Below are 26,137 nucleotides of genomic sequence, written 5' to 3' on the forward strand. Positions count from 1 at the left end.
GATCAATATTACTTTCTAAACCTTATGAAAATGAAATACACAGCAATAGTTATTGGTGCGGCATTAATGAGCGCAGCCAGTTTTGCGTCTGAAACCACGTATGATTTTGGCGGATCAATTAAAGCGATAATGATTCATGATAATGACGTCGCTGGAGCAGGGGTTAATATACCCAGCAATAGCCTATTTGGTAAGAGCAACCATAGCGATACAAAAGTGGATGCTTCATTATCTCAATTTAGATTTGGAGCGCTAAAGGATTTCGATAATGGTACCTCCATCGACTCTAAATTGGTCATGGATTTTAACGCCAATAATGACGGTGGCATGTCGCCACGATTAAGAGAAGCCTACTTGACCTACCATACCGAGGCTGGCGATCTGTTGGCTGGACAAACTTGGTCGACCTTTATGGATATGCGCAACTATCCTCTGTCACTAGCGGAACCAACATTGAGCGGTGTGGTATTTAAACGTCAACCCATGCTCCGTTGGTCACAAGATATTGGATTATTTCGCTATGATGTCGCATTAGAAAGCGGCACCAATTCGGATATTCAAAATCCATCGGGTGATACCATTGACACCAATGGGGCGTTGCCTGATTTAGTGGCAGGCCTAGAGTTAGACAACCAGCACGGCTGGGTAAGAGCAACGGCTGCGCTCAGTCAGATACGCCTGTCTTCCAATGAGCATGAATATACAGAATTGGGCTACGGTGTTCAGTTATCCGGAGGATGGAACATCACGCCTAACAATACAGTGACCTTATTGTTGTATACAGGGCAGGGAACCGATAGATACCTATTAGGCTTATCGGGAACAGGAGCCACATGGAATGAAGGTGAACAGTCGCTCGAAGTTCGAGAAACAAATAGCTTGATGGCGTCATACACAAGACATTGGAAGCAAGACCTTAAATCTGTATTTGCTTACGGTTCGGTTGAGAGCGATGCTCTAGATTGGCAAGATGCACAGGAGCAGGACACATTAACCTCTAGCCAATATGTTATGGCTAATTTACTGTGGAATGTTCAACCTGACTTAATGGTGGGTGTTGAATATAATTATTCAACATATGAGCGAAGCGTGACGAACTCGAGAGACAATCATAGAATCATGCTCGGTATGGAATGGAAGTACTAAGCTATTTCCCGCTATGCTTGTCGTGATCATGAATTAAGTCGATGGATTGTTACGCGTTGAATATCGACTTGAATGGCGATTTAAAAGACGGTGGCCAAGAGTTGGCCACCGTGAATTGCGTTATCTATTGATGGTTAGGCTGGCTGTTACGTTACAACTTAAAACGGCCAACCATGTTATCAAGACGCTCTGACAGCTGGCGAAGTTCTTGGCTTGCTGAAGCCAGTTCTTCCGCGGTGCCCGTCGTCACTTCGTTAATCGTGTTGATCTCTTCAATATTTTGATTAATCGTATCGACCACCGTTGACTGTTCTTCTGTAGCGGTTGCAACCTGGGTATTGCGATCAGAAATATCCATGATACGTTCTGAAATACTCATCAGCACTTTCACGGCTTCATCGGTCGATTCAACCCCTTCAAACGTAACCACTTGGCCTGCTTCCATCGCACTCACTGCGTCTTTAGCATCGTTTTGAAGTTGATTAATCATTTTTTGAATTTCTTCTGTTGAAGCCGCAGTGCGACTGGCAAGGTTACGAACCTCATCGGCAACGACTGCAAAGCCACGTCCTTGCTCCCCAGCGCGGGCTGCTTCTATCGCCGCGTTTAATGCTAACAAATTGGTTTGATCGGAAATATCACGAATGACATCCAGAATCGAGCCAATGTCTTTGGTTGTGGTGGCAAGTTGCGTTACAACTTGACTCGTCGATTCAACATCATCAGCCAAGCGAGAAATGACTTCTTTTGCTTTAGAAACCACAGACTGGCCAACTCGGGTGTTGTCTGATGCTTCGTTTGCTGTTTCTGCAGCGGTCGCGGCGTTAGATGCGATTTCGTTGATTGTGGCACCCATCTCGTTAATTGCCGTTACCACTTGAATCGTTTGATCCCGTTGAACTTGGCTATTATCAAGGGTTCTTGTCGCCTTGTCAGACACGCTTTCTGCTGCGTTACTCAAGGATCCGCTGGTGGATGCGACTTCAATCATGGTCGAATGAATCTTTTCAATGAAGCCATTGAAGCCTGTTGACAACTGTCCGATTTCATCGTTGCTTTTCACTTCAATTCGTTGCGCTAAATCGCCTTCACCTTTCCCTAATTCGGTAAATCGTTCCGCAAGAAGTTTAATTGGGTTGATGATGCTGTTAGCTAGGAAAATCCCCATCACGATAAAAACAAACGCGACGGCAAGCGTCGTCAATAACATTTTTTGGGCCGTGGCGTTTAAGTCGGCAAAGACCTCTTCGGTAGGCACCACACCCACAACAAACCAGTCCATAGACGGTACATAGGTCGCGGCGACAAACACTTCTTGACCATTGTATTCAGCAGTGATCAAGTTGAATGTAGATTTATTTAACAAGTCGTTTGTTTCTGAACCATAGAGTTGATTAAGCGATGTGTTGGATTTGTCTTTCTCGCGATGAATCTGTACCGCACCTTTGCTGTCGGTCAAAAAGACAAAGCCGCTTTGTTCAATACGGAACCCGTTCAATAAAGACACCATGTCATCCATCGACTTAGACAGCCCCGACATGGTAAAGCTTGCCAAGTTTTGATAATTGGCAAACATCTTCACATCACCGTTTGGCTCTTGGAAGATACTCACAGACGTGTCTTGACCAGAGTTGGTGAAGCCAAAGAACCAACCATCCTGACTTTGGTTCAACTGACGTAAAAAGCCGTTTTGGTTCCAGTAGTAAGCCGACTCTCGGTTGGCAACAGAGGCATCATTTAGCTGGTACTGGTTACGAACATTGTTGAGTTGTTTGACGAGCGTTTTTTCGACCGCAGGATCGCGGTCAGTCGATTTTATCGCGTCCGCAATAAACTCATTGGTCGCAAGCTGCTTTGCTGCCAAAAGCATTTGGCTAACCTGTTGATCAATTTCAGCATTGATTTGCCCTAGCATTGAAGGGAACTCTATTTCAATCAAACGATACGTTAGCATCTCTCTAGCATGCTTTTGAGCCATAATGCCAACGAATGCTGTAGAAGCGAGTACAGCGAACGTGATACCTAAAACCACTTTTTGTTTAATACTCATTGAATTTAGTTTCAGCATATTAAAACCCTAATTTGATTCATCTTTATTTGACTTCTTCTATTGGTTTAGGTGTGAGCGTGTGCAAAACACCTTGGTAAATGATGCGTTCACAACGCAAATGGTTGCGTTCACTAATGTGATCGCTCCAGCTGCTTTGCCAGTATAATACAACGGTGAACCCAACATCACGCTGGTGAGTAAGACTGTTTCAGTGATGACCAGCGCCTACTAACGAGAAATGATACACAGCACTTAACAAATTGTAAGCAAAGGTTTCATTTTGATGCTGTCATTATAGCGGCAATACTCAAGAAAGCATGAGAGAAAATGTGGTACAGCGATGTAATTGTTTGTGTGTGAAGAAATGTTAGCCAGATAGTGTGGCGGTTTACAGTCGTAGGTAAGATGATTTATGGGTTTTGAGTTATTGAGTGAAGCACCCGATCGTTTCAGATTCAGCCAAAAAACGCCCTCATACACAGGCTATTGCGTTGTGATCATAAGCTAGAGAGTCACTAGCTAGGTACCCTTTATATAGGTACCCTTTACCTAGATACCCATTACGTACGTGTTATTCGCTAGATGTTATTAGCTAGATGTTATTAGTTAAGTGTTATTAGTTAAGTGTTATTAGTTAAGTGTTATTAGTTAAGTGTTATTAGCCAGGGGCATAGCGCAAAACAACCCATATAAAAGTTACCGTCATAGAGGGCGTTACATGCAATTTGAATCGATTAGATTGGTACTCGGGGATCAACTCAACAGCGAACATTCTTGGTTCTCGCAAGTAGACCCCAAAGTGCTCTACATCATTGCAGAGCTGAAGCAAGAGAGCCAATACGTCACCCATCATATTCAAAAGGTGTGCGCGTTTTTCTCAGCGATGGCTCAATTTGCGCAGGAGCGTCAGCGTGAAGGGCACCAAGTGTTGTCTCTAACACTGGACGACACCCATCGGTTTTCTGACCTTTCTGAGATGATAACCCACTATGTTACCGATGTTGGGGCCACTCATTTTGACTATCAACGGCCTGACGAATACCGCTTACAACAGCAGTTGGCCTCACTTGATCTAAACAATATTGAAGTTCAGTGCGTTGATACCGAGCACTTTCTATTGCCATTTGAAGAGATCCCACAGCAGTTTACTCAAGGTAAACATGTGATGATGGAGCATTTCTATCGGCGCATGCGTAAGCGATTCAATATTCTGATGGAAGCGGGAAAGCCACAGGACGGAAAATGGAATTATGATGCGAACAATCGCAACAAGTTAAAAGCGAGTGATATTGAAAAACTGCCCAACCCTTTATTATTTCGTACCAATGTCGAGCCGATTGTGGAGCGATTAACTCGCCACCGTATTACGACGATGGGTCGTTTAGATGGAGACCTCATTTGGCCTGTTAATCGCGCACAAAGTTTGTCTCTACTCGCGAATTTTTGTCAGGTATGTTTACCGAACTTCGGGCGTTTCCAAGATTCAATGACCGAGAAACATGAAGCAAAATGGAGCCTTTACCACAGCCGTTTGTCGTTTTCGTTGAACTGTAAATTACTTCATCCGAAAGAAGTCATCGACGCGGCCCTCAAAGCTTTTCATCGTAACCCGGAGATCGATATTGCTCAGGTTGAAGGCTTTGTGCGTCAAATCCTAGGGTGGCGAGAATACATTCGCGGTGTTTATTGGGCCAATATGCCAGACTACCCTAAGAAAAACGCATTGGATGCGCGAAATCCGTTACCCGGCTATTTTTGGACGGGAGAAACAAAGATGGCGTGTATGCAAAACGCCATTAGACAGTCGTTAGATTATGCTTACGCGCATCATATTCAACGCTTGATGGTCACGGGCAATTTTTGTTTACTCACGGAAGTCGCACCTGATCAAGTCGATGAATGGTATCTAGGCATCTATGTAGATGCGATAGAATGGGTAGAGATGCCGAATACTCGCGGAATGGCTTTGTTTGCGGATGGCGGAATTGTAGGTACAAAACCGTACGCGGCAAGTGGTTCTTACATCAACAAAATGAGTGACTACTGCAAAGGTTGCCATTACGACAATAAAGCACGAAGTGGTGACGGTTCATGCCCGTTTAATAGCCTTTATTGGCGATTTATGGATAAGCACGCAAAGCGACTGGCGACGAATCCTAGAATCAAGATGATTTATCGGTCTTGGGACAACATGGATGAAGTGAAACGCCGCGAAATTTTGCACACGGCGGAGCAATACATGGAAAACTTAGAGGACCTGTAGCCAAACAGTCCTCAATAGCAAACGAGATTACGGCCTTCTCTCGGACTTCAGCCATTCACAGTCAAGCCGCTAGAGCTTACACGGTTTTAACTTAATGAAGCTGGCTTTTGCATATTTGAACTGGCTTTTATTTATTCGAACTGGCTTTGATATTGAGCCGGGGTCTGCTTCATCCAGCCTTTGAAAGCGCGGTTAAAGTTCGATAAATCGGTATAGCCACAGCGCCAGGCTGTTTCGAAAGGCGATATTTTCTCTCTGAGTAGCTTTGTTGCTGTTTCACAACGCGCGTTATCTCTGGATTGTCTAAAAGTAAGCCCTTTGTCGGCAAGGCGTCGTTGTAACGTTCGTGGGGAGCTGCCGATGAGTTGTGCTAGCCATTCAACGTTAAACCAGGGCAAAACAGCGTAAGTGTTAATGAGGGCATCTAGCGTGGTGTGCCAATCATGCTCTCTTTTTTGAGGCTCTACACCGATAAAGTTTTCCGATAAAGGGATTTCTATCGCGCCAAACGCATGACCGAAAGTAAACGATACCGAACTGAATGCAGCGGGTAAATCTTTTGCTAAATGGCCAGGTAAGCTCATCAATACCGATGAGGGTTCCCATGTCTGTCCTAAAAATAATCGACATAAAGAAAGCAACCCGAAAGCTCGAAACCATTCCGCTTGGTCGTAGCCAGATACCGATGGGTGATACGCCCCACGGTGACAAAGATACCACTTACCTTCAATCCTTTCCGGCCAGACTACCACATGGTTATTTAAAGTTGGCATGACTTCAATGAGGGTATGGATCGCTTGCTCTAGATTGTCGCAATGGATAAACGAAGAACGAAATTCAGGTGAAATTTGTTCTAGGGTAATCAGCCTACCGACCTCCAGCCCTATCCGACGATTGGAGCTTTTCATGATGGTACTGAGAAATGCCATCGTTTGATGAGAAGGTAGCCAATATTCACCCTCCTTTAAATCCTCTGGAAATTGATATTTTTCAGCGACACTTTTCCACTCAATGCCTTGTTGATCAAAATAATTGAGGAAGGGGAGTAGGTTATTTGAATTACTAATGTTGATGGTATTTGGCATTAATGCGCACAGCTCCATGTGACTACCGGTAGTGTGTATCATATAGGATATGGGGTGTATGTGCTAAAAATTGAAGAGGATAATTAGGAGGAGAATTAAGAGGATAAATAAAAGGATAGTTAGGAGGATATAGCAGAATCAGGGTATAACCCATTGGGCGGTTATAAGTGCTGTATTTCTGAACCGTAAAAAGAAAGGGAAGAAAATTGATGATTGATCTTGTTGTAACATTGTCGAATGGATTGACTATTCAGAGCCAGGAAGTAAAAAGCATCCCTGCTTTTTAACGAACTATTTTAAGGTGAATTAGGCCTTAGAAGTAGACTTTGTAAAATGCCCACGCAACGGTGTCATCAATATCGACGGTTTGGTGGGTAGATTGCATGCTACCAACTGTATTTTCAATTTTGAACTGTCCCCAGCGTTTTCCATCTGCGGATAACGGTGTACCGACAGTGATTGATGATTTCAGCGTTGACGTTTCAATACTACCGTCCATATAGGTGTATTCTGGTGATAGCATCAGGTAAGTACCATCAGCACCCGGTTTCCATGAAAAATAAGCCGCCGCCATACCACCAACGATATCTGTATCTGTTTCACCCATCGCAGAGGCAAAACCTTCATCGTATTCACCCGCCAACGCGCCAACGCGACCAAAGATAGTTAGGCTTTCTACACCAGGCTTGAACATCGCAACAGCACCGACAGCAGCCGTTGTAAAGTTGGTGTTATCAATAATATCAATTGATGCAGCCGCTGTTGGCACAACTGGGTTACCGACGTTAAATACGTGGAAATACTGAAGTCGGCTATCTTTATATTTGCCCTCATTATCCATGCTTCCTTCGATGGTACTCATTGCCATTTGACCATTTTTTAAGCCGAAACCCAGAGAGGCAGATAGTTTTACATCGCCCTGATTATTCATACCCACATACCCTGAAGTATTAACAGCAGTTAGGTTTGAAGGGTCAACTTTTTCAGTAGACTCGTCTGCAAGCGCAAGGTTCATACCAGAGCAAAGTAACGTCGTAGCAAGAATGGTTTTAGTAAAAGTGTTCATGGTTGTTCTCCTATGTTTGTGTGGGATGAACTATAACCAATGCCCGAAATACGATATAGGTCACTTTGCGCCAAAATCATTAGTGCATTGTAATAATGTTCCCTAACTAATAATTTGAGGTGATATTAAATGGATGCTCTTGATGGCGATCTACCAACACAAAGCAATGAACGAGAAAAAGCCAGTAAGGAGACCTTACTGGCTTTATTTACATAAACGATATTTACATAAACGATATTTACATTAACGACTTGACTAAGATCTTTCCGTTAAGTGGATTATTTTACTATGTCACGACGGATCGGTTCCCCAGCGTTAACTGCTGTATCTAGTTCTGTATTATTCACAACGATTTTGCCGTTAACTAATAACCAATGTACGCCTACTGCTGGATGATTCGGATCTTGGTAAGTCCCTACGTCTGCGATAGTGTCTGGGTCAAACACCACGATATCTGCATCCATATTGGTTTGAATACGACCTTTATGTTTCATTTGTGGGACAAAGTCTTCAATCAATTGTGCTGGCATGAGTGTCATTTTGCGTAATGCTTCAGACATAGTTAATAAGCCGCGTTCTCGGACATAAACTCGCAATACCTTAGCGAACGTACCATTTGATCTTGGGTGAGAAAAAAGCTCTTGAGGAAGCGGCCATTCGTCACCCGCATAGTTGTCAATGTGGCCTTCTTCATCCATGTGCATCCAGAACATCTCATCAGATTCAATCAATACATTTGGGTTCAAAATCGATGCATCTAACAAAGCAAGATCATCTGGGTTTTGCTCGTCTAAAAAGTGCCAAACAATGAACGTACCTGGTTTATTTGCTTGATACTCGGCGAGTTGTTCTTCTGTCATACGGTCTACACCCAACTGAAAGTTTTCAGCGGTTGATCCCATGCGTTCACGCCATCCGTCACCACTAAACATGGCAGCACCGACAACGGTACTCGCAGCACCCCAAGGGTAAGCACCAACGGTCACATTGATGCCTTTGTCTTGCGCTTTATTGACCATTGGCAAAATGGATTCAATATCTTTTAACGAAGTACTGTTAATGTGGCAAAGGTGCATGTGAGCACCAGTAATTGCAGCATTACCGACAAGTTCTTTGACTGCTTCAAAAGAGCTTTGTGGCTCGGCATTGCTCGCATAACGAACATGGGTGTAAGTGGCTACATCGCGTTCTGCAGCGAGTTCAGCGAGTGCATAATATTCCTTTTGGCCATGTCCAGGTGCGTATCCGGCGTTAATACCAATGCCTAATCCACCTTCGTCAAGACCTTGTTCAATCAATTTGATGATCTTGCCTTCTTGCTCTGGTGTAGCGATATCCATTTTCCAGTCGTTGCGAGATTGCGCTTGTTGAAAATAGCCTGCTGTTGCTTGCGGTTGAGTATCACTGAACGTGGCGATACGAGCATATGTCCAGCCAGCTGCGGCGCCATAGTTTAGTGGTAGCCCTTTTTCTGCTTGACCTGCATACCAGTCACTGATCGGCAAAACACCAGATTCGAGTTCCAGCATTGTTGTCACGCCTTGCATTGCTTGCATGCGGTAGTCACCAATGTTTTGCCCGTGAGCATGAACGTCGATGAATCCGGGTGCAACGACTTTTCCTGTGGCATCGATGGTTTTTTCACCTGAGATCGCATCGGTGGTAATCGCTGTGATTTTGTTGTCTTTAATCCCAACGTTAGCCACTGAGTCGAAGTTTGTCTCTGGGTCAATCACTCGACCATTTAGAATAACGACGTCGTAATTTGCCGCAATAACCAATGGTGATAAGAGCCCTAAACTCAGTATCGATGCTTTTTTTATAAATGAAGGTAATGTTGCCATTTTCAATTAGTTCCTATTCTCTATTAAACCCAGTGTAGGGGGCGTTATTTTAAAGTTCGGTAAAATGTGGTTCTTCTTAAGTTGATGTAAATATAGACGACAATATTGGGATGAGGTAGGTCAGTTACCGCCAAAAATAGTCAGCCCCATTTGGTAACAAGACGGAGCGAGAGGAGAAAGGCATAAAAATAGAGAAGAAGTGAGCAGAAATAATGGGAGCGTGCAAAAGTAATCGCTGAGTATTGGCATGGTCACTCAGCGAGACCAATAGGCTAAAATCGAAAGGGATTCTGGAATTAGTGAGATGGTCAGGAATGACAACGCTCTCTATATTTGGCTGCTGTTACATGTTCCCATCGTTTAAATGCACGATTGAAATTGGCAATGTCAGTGTAACCGCAGGAAAAAGCGATATCTGAAATAGATCGATCGGTATCTTGTGCTAAGAGTGTAATGGCATGATTGTGCCTGATTTGATCTTTTATTTCGGTAAATTTAACGTTTTGCTTATCTAAGTAACGTTGAACGGTACGCGTACTCATGTTGATTAAATTCGAGAACCAACGAATTGAAAATTGCGGCAGCAGAGCGTAACTGCTAATGATTTGAGTGAGGTCTAATTTGTGGTTCGTTTCGGTTTTGATGCTGGCTCGGTACACAAAGTTTTCTGGTAACGCAATGGCACCAAAATGCTTATTAGTGCGAATGTTAGATTGACATTGAACATGTGACTTAAACATTTTGTGGTTGGTGATACTGTTGTTGTTCATCCAAAGAATGTCGGGTTTCCAGTCTGGATCAATGAAAGACTGAAGCAGCCTAATCAGGCTAAGAGTTCGGTATTGCTCGACATGGAATTGCCCAGCGGTACTTGGTGGGAAGTTGCCTCGATGGCAAAGGAAATAGCGGCCTTCAATATTTTCCACCCACAACACGACATGGTTGCTGAGAGTTTGAAATGCGGGCACTAGAGCAGATAAGAAAGCGCTTAGATTGTCACTATTTTTAACCGCATGGGCAATACTATCCGGCAGGCTTTCTAACGAAAGTTGCTTTGCAACATTAAAGCCTAAGTTCTCATCATAGGATTTCGCCATCATACTGATGAAACTCATGAGGGTTTTTGTGACTAAATGGTCAGTGGAGTCTGGCGTAAGTTGGGGCATTTGTGATTGCGCAGCGATGGCAAACCAGTCCCATCCTTTTTTTTCAAAATATCGGATGAACGGTGCCAGGTTATTATACGAGCTAATCGAAAACTCGATATTATGTGACGGGCTAGTTATTGTGTTAGCGTTACCCTTTTGGGCAGGCGTTAATATGTCTTTAGAAGAAGCGTTGGACACTTTCATTTTTCTATAAATCATCTCATTTATGAATTGATTCTTCCTTGAAAACTATTTTTAACCGTTCTATTTATTGGCTAGTGCTTTTCATTATCGCTCAGGATACGAGGGGGTTGTTGTGTATGCTAGGTCATTTCATGACAATGTGGGGGTGTTTCAGGTTTTCCATTGCGCAAGGTACTGTTTTGTTTGTTGACACTTCGACCGTTTTTATCCGTTGAAGTGAATATGGGCAGGATCACCCCAAAATGCCCCAATGTTGATAGCAAGCGACTAAACGCAGTCAACACAGAGGCATCTTCAAGTCGGACACTCATGTGCCTAGAGAAAAACTAAAACACTGACCACTTAGAATTTCCAGTTAACCCCAACTGCGATACGATGATTATCAAGCTCCTCACCAGTATCACGCTCGTAATAAGAGTAGTTGTATTCTAAACCTAGATAGATATTGCTGTAGGCTTCCCAGATGATGTTGGCCATCGCGTATCGCGTATAAGTGAAGGTATCCTTTTGCCATTCGAGGGGGTCCGTTTCCGCTGAACCAACGCCAAACACCGACAGTAAATCAGGTTGCCACGTTCTGGTATACGCCGCCATTGCACCATCTACTGTGCGCAGTTCAAGCTCTTGGTCGTCACTGTTCCATGTTGCTCCAGTTTGGGAAACGCCAAGAACGTAGCGATCCACCCCTTTGCCATGGAAACCAATTAAAGAAATCTTATCTTTTGGAGTAATGTTATAAACCGTAGACAGCTGTAACGCATAACCTAGCTCATCATGTTCTTTCTCGCCCTTATGCAATGTTTTTTCGCTCAACAAACCGGTTAGACGAACGTGACCGTTCGCGGAGAAGTCCCAATCTGCGGCCGCAATTAAGTCAAGGGTTGATTTGTCTAGCTTGACGTCTTCATCGGCTGAGCTAAAAATATCGGCATTGCTACCATCCTCAATGGCCACCTCATATTTAAAGGCATCAAACGATTGACTCCAGCGCAGTTGCGGTTGGCGCATAAATGCCACGCCACTTAATGTCGCTTCGGTCACCGAGATTGGCAAGTTTCTGAGGTCCATCAGGGTTGACCAGGTTTGGCCCGCAGTGATTTGACCAGAACCCTTATTCCAACGCAGATATGCTTCACGTATACGTGGCGACACAGATGAATCATTCTTAGCATTGAAATCCATTACATAGCGCGCCGAGACAGTTGAACCATCATTCAAAGTACGCTTCGCACCCGCACTGAGCTGAGACAGTGTGGCATCAATTTTATTATCGCCATAAGTCTCTTTGTTATATAAGGCATCAGCAGGAATATTAACTCCCGCTCCAGATACATTACTATCGAAGAGAAAAACCGTATTAATCGAACCACCGAAAGAGTATTCCGTCTCATTGGCCGATAGCGCCGGTGTGGCAAGTGTCGTTGCGGAAGTTGCGATCAACCAAGGTGCCAGAAAAGGTAATTTTTTCATATTCATAAGAGTGTTTATTGGCTTGTTGGACAGTTGAATGAAATAGTACCAATCACAGCAAATAATCGGTCATTCTAGCGTGTAAAAACACGCGATAACGGCGTTAGAATTTTTGATTGTAAAATAATGATTTAATGAAAATCCTGCCTTGTTATCCAGCGTTTTACTAAGTTATTTCCGATCCTAAGTTATTTCCGACCCTAAGTTATTTCCGATCGCTTACTGGCTGTAATTGGTATAAGAAAGTGGCCTCATATATAAGAAGCCAACGTTTGTTGTTTGGTATGACTAAAAATTCGCTAGGCGTAATTTACAGCGCACCATTTTCAAAATGCCATCGAATTTCAATGTGTTAATAAGGCATTATTGTCGTCGTAGAGTAAGATTAAATGGCCACGCTACATAGGTCTTTTGGTGACATCAATGCGGTGAGTAGGTGATCTAGATCCATAAAAGACAACTGAATAACGGCCGATTTACGCGGGTGTATACCTGGTTCGTTTTTACTTATGAAGTGATGTGATTTGATAGCAAAATAATGAAAGAATATATAAGCCCACCAACAAAACCAACCCCATGAAACCTCTCGATACTGTAAAGGGGTTTACCAATATTTGTCGCAACTATTTTCTGTTTAAACTTGGCAAAACAGTCCTCAAAAGACCTGTCTACACCTTGGCGTTCACGATAAGATCCACACAATTGAGTCACGATAGCAAAATGCACAATTATGCTTTGGTATCATTTTTAACCCATTATTTAGGTATCTTACGTGTTACAAAAATTACCGCTCTATTCACTTGCGTTAACCTTGGCGATGACGTCGGGATTTTCGTCTGCTGAAAATACTGAAAGTGAAAAAAACCCTGAAGATCCAACCAAGGTCATTACCAAGGCCGGTGTTGGTTTCTCTGGTGATGATGTCACCATATCTGGCTCGTTGGGTTTAGATGAAGCTCGCATGATCAATGCGACCATAAACCAAGACGCTTCCGAGTGGAGCTTGGGGGGATCGTGGTTGTTTGATATTGGGATACTGAACTTCAATTTCCGTAAGACGACTTATGAGGATGACTCTCATAACACCTCATACAATTTGGGCACCTTCGTGCCTCTAAGTTACTTTGATTTTACACCGGGTGGTTGGCAACCTTTTATCATGGGTGGCTATAGCTACAACGATGGTGAAATTCGCGACCACGATATCTCAGTAGAGCCCAATGGTGCTGTGTTTATCCCTGTGACGAGTCATGCGTTATATGTCGGGGCGTTTGCGTTTAAACCGTGGTCAGAACATTGGACAACCATGGCATTTTTAGGCACAACGCAAGGCTCTCAAGATCTTGGGATCTACTGGGCTGGTGCAGGTGTCAGTTACCGAATTAACAAACAGCATTCTTTTAATCTGTTTGGTATGGCATCTGATAGTACAATCTATGGTAGTGAAGAGAAGCTGAGCGTTAACTACCGTTATGAGTTTAATCGATAGTATTTGAAAGTGCTCTGTTATTACACTGTTGATCTTCTTTTAAATTTAACCCCGCGATAAATGAGTGTTAAAAATACTCATTTTTAAAACAGTAAGCTATTTCGCACAATAAAAATAAAGCGTCCAATTGGACGCTTTGTTTTATTATACGCAATCAGTATGCAGTGTTCGCTGTGATAGATTAGCCTATTAATAAGTGCGACACTCAAGGCTATATTTATTAACCTATCCAGGTGGTGTGCTCATTAGAAGTAGTAACGAACGCCAAGCCATGCTTCTGTTTGCCACTCTCCGGTGCCCGCCAATGCTGTGTCTTTGTAGTCGACACTTGATTTAACGAAATCGTAGCGAGTATTCAGCCACCAAGTACGGTTGCTGTTGAGTGGCACATTAAGTGCGACTTTAACCGATAAATTTTGCATGTCGATATCATCACCAGAAAGGTCCATCCACTCAGGTACAACAGAGACATAAGCACCGCTTTTGCCAATGTGTTTTGCTGTAATCAGACTTGCCGAATACCCGAGCAGATCATCTTTATCATCGGTTAAGCCTGGGATTTCCATTGTCCCTGTCATTGCGCCCAATCGCGGAAAGACTAAAAGGCCACCGGTCAGCGCCGGGTTAATCGCAGCAACTGCACCCACAGACAACAGGTCATTTTTAATCGCATTGCGTGTATTGATGTAATCTAGAGACACACCAACTTTAGGGATGGCTTCGAAACCGGGTTCAAATACATGGAAGTACTGAAAACGAGAGTTGCTGTAATCGGCGCCAAAATCATTTTTATCACCGTCACCATCGACAAAGGTAGCTTCGGCAAGTAGAGCAAACTGCTGTCCATTATCCAGACCACCAGATACTTGGCCTTGTAATAACGTGTCTGAACTACCATTGATTAATACAGCGCCTTGTGTATAAACCTTAGTGACGTCAGCAGGATCAATTGCGTTTGATTCTTCAGCCATAATCGGCGTTGAAAGTGCAAGTGCTAGGGGTGTTAATAAAGCAAACTTTTTCATTATTATTTCTTCTTAGTTTGCTTCGTCCATGAAGCGAGTTTGATTCCTATCAAGCTTGTTGATTGAACAATTCTTATTTGTCCGCTAGGTATTTAGCAGCAGAACGCATGAGTGCTGGAGATTTGTTTTCACCGTAACCTGAGTGATAAGGGTTAGTTGAGAATACAACACCAACGAAATCACGAGCAGGGTCAACATAGATGAACTGACCTAGGTTGCCACTTTTGCCCATTGCGCCATCATCAAAGATGTAATCGAACTGGTAAGATTGGTAATCAGCGGCTTCGTTAAATGCACTGACTGAACTTGCTTCTTTAGTGTGGCCAGCAAAAGTTGCCTTATCACCACTGTTGCGGATGATATCGATCACTTCTTGCTTAACGACTGGCTCCGTCGCAACGGCTTCCCAGCTAGGAGTAAATAGCGTACCGAAACGTGCTTTATCTTCTAGAGTCGTGTGAAGTAAGCCTAGACCGAGTGCCATACCGTCTGGTGCAATGTTGAATGATGCAGCCTGACGAGCCGTCATTTTGCCCCAAACGCGCTGTTCAAACACTTTAGACCAAGTTGTGTTCTCGATGTTTTCAACCATTTTCGTTAATACGATGGTATTAATTGATGCGTAACGGTTGATTTCACCTGCCTTCTCGCCTTCAAGTCTTTCTGTATCACGAGCAACTGCAATCCAGCTTTCAACTTCACCAGTCGCTGCGCTTGGAACACCAAATGCAGAAGAGAAGAAGCGTACAACAGGAGAGACAGGGTTCATGATAGAAGCCAGAGTCTCTTCGTTGTCTAGACCAGTCTGGTGGTTTAGCACGTCTAGTACACGAACGTCATCCCAAACGGTGTCTTTTAGTTCAGGAACGTATTTTGTAATTGACTGTTGAGGGTCTATTTTGCCTTCTTCAACGAGCATTGCGACAACAACGCCTACGGTTGTTTTTGCAGAAGACATCCAAACGTGACGGTCTGTTGGCTCCATACCTGGGTATGCTTCGTATACGATTTTACCTTCATGAATTAACATGAAACCTTGCGTACGGAAGTGAGGGTCATTGAGGTACTCATCCATCGTCATTTCACCCTTAGCTTTGGTGTCGACTTTGATGTTACCCAGATCTTTGTTCAGTGCTTTAACTAGTGGCTTATACTCTTCGTTTGGAGAAACCAGTGTTGATGGCAAGAACTCTTCGGCGTTCATGCTGTAGTAAAGCGCGTGATCGCCCCCCATTTGCCAATGGAAGTTATTAAAGTTTTCACGTGCACTTGCAACAAACTCATTGGTGTAAGTACCTTTTGCCGCTTCAACTGGTAGGTTTACCATTGCGCCTTCCGCTTTTAGTGCTGCAGCAACTGGATTTTCAGAAGCCATAGTAGACGGTGCCGCTAGAGCAGAAACCAATAGGGCGATATGTTTGATTTTCATTCTGTTTCCTTTTTTAAAAATATGATTAGTCTGCTAGGTATTTAGCCGCTGAACGCATTAGTGCTGGCGCTTTACTTTCACCGTAACCTGAGTGGTATGGGTTAGAAGAGAACACAACGCCAACGAAATCACGATCTGGGTCAACATAGATGAACTGACCTAGGTTGCCGCTTTTCGCCATAGCACCATCGTCGAAAACGTAGTCAAACTGGTATGATTGGTAATCAGACATCTCGTTAAATGCACCCACAGAGCTTGCTTGCTTAGTCGTACCTTCGTAAGTTGCTTTGTCGCCACTGTTACGGATACGGTCGATGATCGCAGGAGTCACCACTTGCTCAGTCGCTACCGCTTCCCAGCTAGGAGTAAATAACGTACCGAAGCGCGCTTTATCTTCAAGAGTGGTTTCCACTAGGCCTACGGCAATCGCCATACCGTCTGGAGTTTGGTTAAATAGCATTGGCTGACGTGCCGTTACGTGGCTCCAAACACGATCTTCAAATACTTGAGTCCACGCTGTTTTCTCAATATTTTCAATCATTTTAGTGAGCACGATGGTGTTCATTGAGGCGTATCTAAAGTGTTCGCCAGCACTTTCGCCGTCAATTTTTTGAGTGTCGCGTGCTACGTCTGTCCAACCTTCCATTTCACCGGTTGAGTATCGTGGTGAACCGAATGCAGACGCAAAGAATCGAACAACAGGAGAATCTGGGTTAAGGATTGATTCGAGCGTTTCTTCGTTATCTAGACCGGTAGTGTGGTTTAGCGCATCCAACACAGTGACGTCATCCCAAACGGTTCCAACTAACGTAGGAATGTAAGTGGTGATGGGTTTCTTAGGATCGATTTTTCCTTCTTCAACCAACATCGCAGTCACAAGGCCAACAGTTGTTTTTGCAGAAGATGCCCAAATATGACGGTCAGTTGGCTTCATACCAGGGTAGGCTTCATAAACAATCTTACCTTCATGGATCAGCATGAAACCTTGAGTACGGAATTGAGGATCATTCACGTACTGATCCATGGTCATTTCACCCTTGGTTTTTGTGACTACTTTGATGTTGCCAAGATCTTTGTTAATGGCCTTTACCAGAGGCTTATACTCTTCACTTGGAGAAGCGAGAGCTGTGGGCATGAATTCACTCATATGCATGTTGTAATACATAGAGTGGTCGCCACCCATTTGCCAGTGGAAGTTGTTGAAGTTAGCACGTGCAGCATCAACAAATTCAGGTGTAAATGATTCCTTTGCCGCTTCAACTGGCAGGCTTACCATTGCGCCTTCAGCTTTTAAAGCCGCTTCTACTGGGTTTAATGGCTGTTCAATTGAGCTGCTTGCAAAGGCGGGTGAAGCAAGTGCAGACACAAGTAAAGCGAGGGGTTTTAGTTTCATTGTTTTTCCTATCTAGTGACAATTTTACGGAACATTAAAACGTGAATGAATATAACGATTTACCCGACAAAGTGATGGGTCATTTGGTGACACTTCGACAGTTTTGATGGGTTGGAGTCAATATTGGTGATTAGGTCACGTTTTTGTGGGTTGGAGAAGGTCATCCGCTCAATGAGGATGACCTTTTATACTACCAATTACAGTCAATGAAGGGGCATTCTAGCTTGTTAGAAAACTTGGTGACTTAGTTAAAGTTATCATTTTATAACAGTCACTTATGTAAAGTTGACACCTGCTATCGCGCACTTTTTCTATGCTATTTATAACCACGTACTGACTGTAATTGGTATTGGTAGTGGTGTTTTCCCTGCTAATCGAGAGAAATATTCACTTGTTTTGCACCATTAAAACGCTCTCTGAGTCGTTGGAATACGGCGTAGAATCCAGGAGTAATCACCACCCCTAGCACGAGCACACAAAGAATCCCGCCTAGTAGGGTGAGACCTGTGCCGTTTTGTGCAATCGAACCGGGACCAGAGGCAAAGGCGAGCGGCAAAATACCCAAGATAAAAGACCATGAGGTCATATTGACTGCGCGGAAACGCATAGTCCCGCCTTTCTCTGCTGCGTCTTCGATGCTCAGACCATGTTCTTCTCGCTGAATTTTGGCAAACTCAACAATCAAAATGGCATTCTTTGCGGCTAAAGCAATGAGCAGAATCAAACCGATTTGACCGTAAAGAGTCATCGCTAGGCCGGTTAGAGAAAGCGCGAGATAAGCACCTAGGGCAGCGGAAGGTGCTGCAATGATAATAGCGGCGGGTAGTGCCCAAGATTCGTACTGAGCCACCAAAAATAGGTACATAAAGACGATCGCAAAGATGAAGGCAAAAACGATGGCGTTACCAGCCATTTTCTCTTGCAATGCCATTGTTGTCCATTCGTAGCCATAACCGGCACCCAGTTCAGCACTAGAGATGTCTTCAACTACTGCCATTGCTTGCCCTGAAGAGAAACCAGGAGCAGGGGCGATATAGATTTTAGTCGCTGAAAGCATGTTATATTTTGATGCAATATCCGCTTCCAGACGCGGCTCTACTTTGGCAATGGTGGAAATAGGTAACATTTCACCAGACGCAGTTTTAACGTGGATATCTTTTAGGTTTTCGATACCAATACGTTGTTCTGCCTTAGCTTGCAAAGTGATGTAGAAGGTATTGCCCCACAAAGAGAAATCACCACCACGTGAAGAGGCTAGGTACGTCATTAGAGTGTCATTTACCGCAGTAACTGATACGCCATATTGACGCGCTTTTTCACGATCAACGTCGATGTAGTAGTGTGGTACGTTGGCACGGAACAAAGTATAAGCACGGCCAATTTCAGGTGCTGCATTTAGCTTTGCAATCAGATTTTGAGCGGTATTGGACAATTCAACTTGGCTTGCACCAGAGCTGTTTTGCAACATGTATTCTAGGTTAGAGCCGGAACCGATACCTGGGATTGCTGGAGGTGCGATTGTCATTATCACGCCACCAACTACGCGGCTTAGCTGTCCGTTCAATCGAGCCTGTACATCAAAGACGGTGTGGCTACCTTCTAGTTGCTTACGTTCATCCCACGACTTAAGGGCAATAAATAAGGTGGCACTGTTAGATTGCATAGAAAGGGATAACGCACTAAAACCGCCAGCACCGCCGACTAATTCCACTGCGGGGTCGTTAACAATGATGTCCGTTGCTTGCTTGAGCACATCATTGGTTCGGTTAAGTGAAGCGCCATCTGGGAGTTGTACTAGCGCGAGCATCGCTCCTTTATCTTCCGATTCAACAAAAGCAGTCGGTACCGATTGGTTAAGTAGGTACGTGGCAAGAATAGTACCGCCGAAGACGATAGCGAGTACGGCTGTTTTCCGTACCACAATAGAAACCGCTTTACCGTAAATGGCAGTGATTTTGTCAAAACCACGATTGAAAGCGATAAACCATTTCGCTGGGTCTTCACGCTTCATGATCAGCGAACATAATGCAGGTGACAAGGTTAAAGCATTCACCGCTGAAATGACCAAAGAGATGCATAACGTCACACTGAACTGCGCAAACATGACACCAGTGATCCCAGGTAACAAGCTGATTGGGACAAACACAGCAAGCATCACTAATGTCGACGCGATAATAGGCCCCGTCACTTCTTGCATAGCAACATACGTCGCTTTTGCCGACGAAAAGTCCGGGTTTTTGTGCATCACACTTTCTACGTTCTCGATAACCAAAATAGCGTTATCGACCACGATACCAATCGCCAAGATCATGCCAAACATAGTAATGGTATTGATCGTAAAGCCAAAGGTGTGCATGAAGAAGAACGTACCAACTAAAGAAACAGGAATAGCAATCGCTGGTACCAAGGTCGCACGCAAACTTCCTAAAAATAAGTAGGTGACCAAAATAACCAAAATGATGGCGATAACCAGTGTTTCTGTCACTGTGTAAATAGAATCAGAGACGAATTCAGTCACATCAAATGGGAATGCATACGTCACGTCATCGGGGAATTGCATGGTACTCAGTAACTCTTTCACCCCTTTACCTGTTTCTAGTGCATTAGCGCCAGGTGCCAGAGACACCGTCATTAGTGCGGCTGGGTTTCCGTTAAGTACCGTATTGGTTTCGTATCGATTGTCACCCAATTCAATATCCGCAATATCACGCAGGTAGATATTAGAGCCGTCAGTTTGCGTTCTCACGATGATGCTTTCAAACTCTTCAACGGTTTCTAAACGGCCTTGACTTAGCAAAGGGATTTGCAGCATGCGGTCGTCATCGAATGGACCGGCGCCGAGTTTACCAACTGGGAATTGGCTATTTTGATCGCTAATCGCGTTATTGATTTCGCGAGTAGAAAGCCCTAGAGCTGTCATTTTGTCGACATCTAACCAGACTCGCATTGCATACTCAGTACCGAGCAATGTCATGTCGCCCACGCCCGCCACACGAGAAAGGCGGTCAGCCAAATTCAAGGCCATCCAGTTGTCCAAATACTGGCGGTCATAACTTCCATTTGGAGAATGAATCGCAATCGCCATTAACGTATCTGATGACGCTTTCTTAACTCGGACACCTAGGTTGTTCACGATAGGAGGAAGCGCAGATAGGGCGGCAGCGACGCGGTTTTGTACGTTGACTTGTGCCATATCGGGATCGGTACCGATCTCGAATGTCACTTTCAGGATATAAGTACCGTCATTGGCAGCACGGGAGTCCATATACAGCATTTTATCAACGCCGTTGACTTCTTTTTCTATTGGTGCTGCGATGACCTGCTCAATGGTTTCCGCACTTGCTCCAGGGTACAAGGCGACAACGTTAATCACAGGGGGGGTAATTTCAGGGTATTCAGAAATTGGCATCAGTTTGATCGCAATCGCCCCTATTAGGGTTAAAACAATCGAAATGACAAAGGCAAATTTTGGCCGAAATATAAAAAAGCGACTCAACATGAATTATTCCTCGTTTTGCACGCTAACGGGTGCATTAGGTCGAACGCGAATTAAGCCATCGGTAATGATTTGGCTTCCTGTTTCAATCCCTTCAGTAATAAACGCTTGTCCTTTATCTTGTTTCGTTACTTGAACATTGCGACGTTGTGCTGTGCCATTATCATCAATGATATAGACGTATTGAATGGTCATGTCTTGCATAAGTGCAGATTGGGGCACCCAAAAGCCATAGACTGACTGAGTATTTTCAACGGTGACGTAGGTGACATTATTCGGCTTGAAACCCAAAAGATGATTATCAAAAGAGGCTGACACTTGGATAGTCCCGGCTGTTGGGTTTACCTTGTTCGCGACATAATTAACTTCAGTAGCGGTTTGGTTCTCTGTGAGCTTCACTGAAGAAGTCTCGGCATTATCCAACTCAAAAGATTGATACGTCGCATAATCCATGTTGAAAGTGACATTCATTGGTGATAACTGAACAATATCGATCAGGGCACCTGACGCAGGAGAAACCTGATCGCCGATAGACACTTTGGATTTACCGACTTGACCATCGTAAGGGGCTCTGATTATTGTCGATTCGATGTCGTAGTTTGCTTTTTCTAAATTGACTTCAGCCGCGACTAAAGAGCCTTGCGCCGAGTCTAATTGAGCTTGTGCAAGTTCTAAATCTGACAGCGTTGAGCCCCCTGGACCCTGTAGCTGTACCACTCGTTGATAATGCAGTTGAGCACTTTTGTATGCAGCTTGAGCTTGCTTAACATGGGCTTTTGCAAAACTCAGATTATGCACATATATGGTGCTATCGAGGATAAATAGTACATCCCCTTTTTTAACCAAAGCGCCATCTTTTACCGACTGTTCAATTAGATAACCGGTGACTCTAGGGGTAATTGAAGTGTGTGCTTGAGACTCGAATCTAGCAATAATGTTTTTGCTAGGGTTGATTGCGGTAAGCTCTGCTTCCACCGCGGTAACCGGAGCGCCAGCAGCGTAAGACATACTAGACACTGCCGTTGCTAATACGCAAAGCATATGAGTTTTATTCATCATGGTTTTCCTAAACAATGGTTATTTTTTGATACTGGCGTTCAATGAACGAATATCTTGATCTGAGATTTCACCGGCAAGAAATTTCACCAGCAGTGCGCTTTCAATATAGGTAAAGTAAGCGTTGTAGAGTTGTGATTCAGAAAGGTAATAATCACGGGTGGAATCCAGCACTTCACTCATATTTCGAGCGCCCAACTCATAGCCTTTTTGAACGGAAATGAGCGCTTTTTCTTGTGAGTTTACGTTGCGTTGGAATGCACCCACTTTCTTTATCGATGATTCGGCAAGGCGTAGGGCAAAACGGATATTTTGGTGTGTTTCACGACGTGACTGCTCTAGGATTTGGTACGCTATATCGACATCGCTGTTGGCGATATCCACAAAAGCCGTTAACGAAGACCCACTGTAAATAGGTACATTCATCACTAGCGCTAAATCACCAGAAGTTAGAGATTCATTGTTATCAATACTATTCCCAGTTGCCGTCGACTCTATGTCTCCTAGGAATCGTTGGTTTAAGCGCGCTTGCAGTGAAATTGTCGGTTTGTGACCCGCTTTTGCTCGACTTAATTCGATTTTGGATCGTTCGACAGCGACCCCAGCTAGTTGAATATCTCGATTATTGGACATTGATGCGTCAAGCCAAGACATTCCAGACGCCGAATTAGGAAAGTGAGCAGCATAAGAATCGGTTTTTAAAGGTTGAACTGCTTGAAATTCTTGACCAGATAAAGTTTGCAAAGCATCAAGTGCAAGCTGATATTGTACTTCCGCTTCCAATACCGCGACTTCAGATTGATCTTTACGTGCTTGAGCTTGCAATAGATCTATTTCTGAAGACGTGCCAGCTTTATTACGGTGTTGGGTGATGCTCAGGTATTGCCCTAGCGCTTCTTCGTTGGCTTTAGCCGTTTCGAGTAATGCTTGGTTTCTAAGCACATCAAAGTAACTCTTTGTGGTTCGATATATGAGCGCTTCATGCGCTTTTGTGACAAGAAGTTCGGCACTTTCATTGTTTTTACCTGCTATAGCAATACCGGCTTGCACCGCAGGCGTGTAGATAGATTGACTTAGGGTGATACCCACATTACCTATCGCACCATTGCCGCCATAAGTCGATTCTACAGACTCTGAATCTACGAAGGCACTTAGGTTAAAATAAGCATTAATTTGAGGCAGTAGGCGTCCTTTCTCTCCATCAATAGCAAAGCTTGATTTCTGTCGAGTAAGTTCTGCGGTCCGAAGTAACGGATCGTTTTGAATCGCGAGATTATAGAGATTTTCTAAATCGGTGGTGTTGGTGGAACTGTTGTAGGTGGAGTGGTTACTTGCTGCGTGTGTAGAAAACGAGCCTGCCGCTATTAAAGAGAGTATTAAGCGAGATAATTTTCTATTCATCATGTTCCTATCAATATATTTTAGCGAGTAAATAAGTACGATCTAACGATTCAAGTAGCTCTCCCTATCTATTTGAATCGTGTCGCGTGTTTTTGCGATTGGAAGAATAGACGCTCAGTAAAGGGGGGAATAGGTCATTTGATGACAGCAAAGCGGTAGTGTGATGTGTGCTATATAGAGGGTTTTTAAGATAAGTTTAATAGGATAACGTTGGAGGAATATGACGCACGCTAGGCGGTTGAGCTGGAGAAAAATGCCCAAGGCACTTTCTATGGCACGACGTACCGAGCCTTTTTATGGATAGTTACGTCGTGCCTCAAGAGTGAATAAGGGGCTAGTTCTGTAATTCACGAAAGTGGGTGATGTATTGCTCGATGGCTTTTGAAATGGATTTTCTCACCACGCCAACTTGCTTTGAGTGTGGTGACCATAGCGAGATCGGAAATTTGAACCCATTTTTCATCTGACTGACTTTGATTTCTTGAATGTTGTCGGTCACGTACTCAGATTCTGACAGGACTTTGGGTAGCCATGCCCAACCTAATCCTTCTTGGACTAATTTGATCACTAAAGCAAGCTGATCGACGTCTTCATGGTGGGCTGACACCAACAGTTTCTCTTTCATCCCTTCATCAACGAGTGATTTAAGAACAAATTGACGGCTGCTTTGTAAAGCGCCAAACACTTTATCTTCGGGTAGTTGTGCTAATTCACTGCCTTTTTGTGCAAAAGGAACAAACTCAATATGGCCTAGAAACGTGGTATCAAAATTCTGAATGGCTGAGCTTTTATGGATATTAGCCAACCCAAAATGAAAGTCACCACTTTCTATCCCTTCCTTGATCTCTTGTTTTGTTCGGACTAAGAAGTTCACTCGCATCATAGGGAAATCTTTAGCCAGTTGAACTCGGATATTCGATAAGATGCGGTGTGGCAAAATACTAGGGTAGGCAATGGTTACGCTTTCCATTGCCCCATATGAAAGGCTTAGCGCTACCTTATCGAACACTTGCGCTTGAGAAAGCGCCTGCCGAGCATAATGGTACAACAAGTGCCCATCTTCGGTAGGTTCGACGGAACGCCCAATGCGATTAAAGAGAGTCACAGCAAGTTGGTCTTCCAAATTGGTAATTACCTGACCAATGGTCGTACGGTGTTTATTCAATTGGACGGCGGCTTTGCTGAAAGAAAGTTGCTCGTATACCGTCACAAATGCTAGAAGCTGCTCTAGACTAAAATTCATATCCTATGCTCTCTTATAAAGTTCCTTTTTAGAACATATCATCTATTAATAAAAATGCTAGGCTGGCCGGAGGGTTAATGCCATATTTCCGTCACGTAATTGGCTTGGACGTTCATCCATTTTGGGATTAAGGGATCACTGTTGTCCAAGGCCCGCTTGGGTCTACCTTCTGGTAACCATACTCATATAGAGCTTTCATATATTGTAGATCGAACATGTCTTTTGTCGCTTTGGAGCCATTGAAATCCTCACCCATGTAAGTGAAAGACACATCCAAGTCACTAAGCTGAGAGAGGTACATCATTCGGTATAGGTCGCCTCTAGCTTGTCTAACGGTCATGCTTTGTAGGCTGCGTGAAAGCAGTGATATGCCTTTGTCCGGTATCGCTTGGTAGGGCAGATTAAAGACACCATTGCGGATCACATGGACTTGGGGTTTCGTCGATAAGCCAAGCGCGTGACTGACTTTCGTGAAATCTGTTTGTGCAATGTCGAAAAACATCTGTGTCGCTAGCCCTCCGTCGACGTGCAACTCTTCATAGTGTTTATTCTTCTCAATCACCTCAATGAATTGAGGTGGGAACACACCAGGAATGGAAGCACTGGCCGCCAACACTTGGTGTATCAAGCCGATTTTGTTAGGGAGATTACTTTCTGCTATACGACCAATGTTCCAAACCATGAGTCTTTCAGAGTCAAACTGAGTCGTACCAACAAACAGGCGTTGCCCAGATTGATGTTTTAGTGCGATTTTTTGGATCATTTCTGGGGTATAGACACTTTCAATAAAACCATAGAGGCTTTCCCCATTGGTGAACGCGTCTTTGAAAAGGGTGTTTAACCAGTTTTGCTTACCCAATAGCATGGTGTCATTGATGCCTAACATGACCTCTTTAAGTCTTGGTATATCCTCGCCACCGACAAAAACAAACGGGGCGACCAAAGCGCCAGCACTGATCCCTGTAACAACGGTATAGTCTTCAAGCTGATCATTGTCGTACAGTGCGTTGATCACGCCTGCTCCAAATGCACCGTTTGCACCACCGCCTGATAGAGCTAGAATATTCAAGCGATCACCATCCACGTGCAACGGCGTTGACTGAGTCGATTCATCGTAGAGAAAATCTAAAGATTCAGTAAACCAAAAACGGTAAGGCTCTTCTGTTTGTTGCGATTCTTGTTCTATTTGATTCGATACGGCCGAAATAGAAACGGATCGGTAGTTGTCTTCGGTGACACGCGTCTCTAAGGTGTGTGGCGAGCTACACGCCGTTAAAAACAGTGTGACAAATAGAAATATAGGGGACGATGTTTTGCGTTTCATGGCTC

17 protein-coding genes are annotated in these 26,137 nt (G+C 44.0%); 3 read left to right on the forward strand and 14 right to left on the reverse strand.

Annotated elements, in window-relative coordinates:
- Window positions 1-66 precede the first annotated feature (66 nt).
- Window positions 67-1,146, forward strand: coding sequence for a DcaP family trimeric outer membrane transporter (locus QF117_RS03755; RefSeq protein WP_282384734.1), 1,080 nt, complete (start codon window positions 67-69; stop codon window positions 1,144-1,146).
- 151 nt (window positions 1,147-1,297) lie between these two features.
- Here the strand turns inward: QF117_RS03755 and QF117_RS03760 are convergent, their stop codons facing one another.
- Window positions 1,298-3,214: a methyl-accepting chemotaxis protein gene (locus tag QF117_RS03760; protein WP_282384735.1), complete on the reverse strand. Its 1,917-nt coding sequence runs from the start codon at window positions 3,212-3,214 to the stop codon at window positions 1,298-1,300.
- A gap of 700 nt (window positions 3,215-3,914) precedes the next feature.
- Between QF117_RS03760 and QF117_RS03765 the strand changes: the two genes are divergently transcribed.
- A complete protein-coding gene (locus QF117_RS03765; RefSeq protein ID WP_282384736.1) occupies window positions 3,915-5,459 on the forward strand; it encodes a cryptochrome/photolyase family protein in 1,545 nt (514 codons plus the stop codon).
- A 131-nt stretch (window positions 5,460-5,590) separates the two neighbouring features.
- On the opposite strand, the gene QF117_RS03770 is transcribed toward QF117_RS03765, so the two are convergent.
- The 5 genes from QF117_RS03770 to QF117_RS03790 all read right to left on the reverse strand — a co-directional run bounded on the left by QF117_RS03770 (window position 5,591) and on the right by QF117_RS03790 (window position 12,282).
- Window positions 5,591-6,544 (reverse strand): AraC family transcriptional regulator, encoded by a 954-nt coding sequence (locus tag QF117_RS03770; protein ID WP_282384738.1) that lies wholly within the window; start codon window positions 6,542-6,544, stop codon window positions 5,591-5,593.
- Between the two features lie 313 nt (window positions 6,545-6,857).
- Window positions 6,858-7,610: a hypothetical protein gene (locus QF117_RS03775; protein ID WP_282384739.1), complete on the reverse strand. Its 753-nt coding sequence runs from the start codon at window positions 7,608-7,610 to the stop codon at window positions 6,858-6,860.
- A gap of 278 nt (window positions 7,611-7,888) precedes the next feature.
- Window positions 7,889-9,454 carry an amidohydrolase family protein gene (locus QF117_RS03780; RefSeq protein ID WP_282384740.1) on the reverse strand — a complete coding sequence of 522 codons (1,566 nt, stop codon included), beginning with the start codon at window positions 9,452-9,454 and terminating at the stop codon, window positions 7,889-7,891.
- A 308-nt stretch (window positions 9,455-9,762) separates the two neighbouring features.
- On the reverse strand, window positions 9,763-10,806 hold the full coding sequence (locus QF117_RS03785; protein WP_282384743.1) for a helix-turn-helix domain-containing protein: 1,044 nt from the start codon (window positions 10,804-10,806) through the stop codon (window positions 9,763-9,765).
- Between the two features lie 342 nt (window positions 10,807-11,148).
- Window positions 11,149-12,282: a DcaP family trimeric outer membrane transporter gene (locus QF117_RS03790; RefSeq protein ID WP_282384745.1), complete on the reverse strand. Its 1,134-nt coding sequence runs from the start codon at window positions 12,280-12,282 to the stop codon at window positions 11,149-11,151.
- Between the two features lie 766 nt (window positions 12,283-13,048).
- Here QF117_RS03790 and QF117_RS03795 point away from each other — a divergent pair.
- Window positions 13,049-13,765: a hypothetical protein gene (locus QF117_RS03795; protein ID WP_282384747.1), complete on the forward strand. Its 717-nt coding sequence runs from the start codon at window positions 13,049-13,051 to the stop codon at window positions 13,763-13,765.
- Window positions 13,766-14,010: 245 nt separating this feature from the next.
- On the opposite strand, the gene QF117_RS03800 is transcribed toward QF117_RS03795, so the two are convergent.
- From QF117_RS03800 to QF117_RS03835, 8 genes are all read right to left on the reverse strand, one after another.
- A complete protein-coding gene (locus QF117_RS03800; protein ID WP_282384749.1) occupies window positions 14,011-14,790 on the reverse strand; it encodes a hypothetical protein in 780 nt (259 codons plus the stop codon).
- A 73-nt stretch (window positions 14,791-14,863) separates the two neighbouring features.
- Window positions 14,864-16,219, reverse strand: a complete 1,356-nt coding sequence (locus tag QF117_RS03805; RefSeq protein ID WP_282384750.1) for a serine hydrolase domain-containing protein — start codon at window positions 16,217-16,219, stop codon at window positions 14,864-14,866.
- Window positions 16,220-16,244: 25 nt separating this feature from the next.
- Window positions 16,245-17,612 carry a serine hydrolase domain-containing protein gene (locus tag QF117_RS03810; protein WP_282384751.1) on the reverse strand — a complete coding sequence of 456 codons (1,368 nt, stop codon included), beginning with the start codon at window positions 17,610-17,612 and terminating at the stop codon, window positions 16,245-16,247.
- Between the two features lie 370 nt (window positions 17,613-17,982).
- The gene (locus QF117_RS03815) at window positions 17,983-21,111 is read right to left on the reverse strand and encodes an efflux RND transporter permease subunit (protein ID WP_282384752.1); all 3,129 of its coding nucleotides are present in this window, start codon (window positions 21,109-21,111) and stop codon (window positions 17,983-17,985) included.
- A gap of 3 nt (window positions 21,112-21,114) precedes the next feature.
- Complete coding sequence (locus tag QF117_RS03820) at window positions 21,115-22,167, reverse strand: efflux RND transporter periplasmic adaptor subunit (RefSeq protein WP_282384753.1); 1,053 nt, start codon at window positions 22,165-22,167, stop codon at window positions 21,115-21,117.
- A gap of 18 nt (window positions 22,168-22,185) precedes the next feature.
- Window positions 22,186-23,568, reverse strand: a complete 1,383-nt coding sequence (locus QF117_RS03825; RefSeq protein ID WP_282384755.1) for a TolC family protein — start codon at window positions 23,566-23,568, stop codon at window positions 22,186-22,188.
- A gap of 331 nt (window positions 23,569-23,899) precedes the next feature.
- On the reverse strand, window positions 23,900-24,808 hold the full coding sequence (locus QF117_RS03830; RefSeq protein WP_282384756.1) for a LysR family transcriptional regulator: 909 nt from the start codon (window positions 24,806-24,808) through the stop codon (window positions 23,900-23,902).
- Between the two features lie 127 nt (window positions 24,809-24,935).
- Window positions 24,936-26,132 (reverse strand): patatin-like phospholipase family protein, encoded by a 1,197-nt coding sequence (locus tag QF117_RS03835; protein WP_282384757.1) that lies wholly within the window; start codon window positions 26,130-26,132, stop codon window positions 24,936-24,938.
- Window positions 26,133-26,137 lie beyond the last annotated feature (5 nt).

The sequence above is a fragment of the Vibrio sp. YMD68 genome (assembly GCF_029958905.1).
Classification (GTDB): Bacteria; Pseudomonadota; Gammaproteobacteria; order Enterobacterales; family Vibrionaceae; genus Vibrio.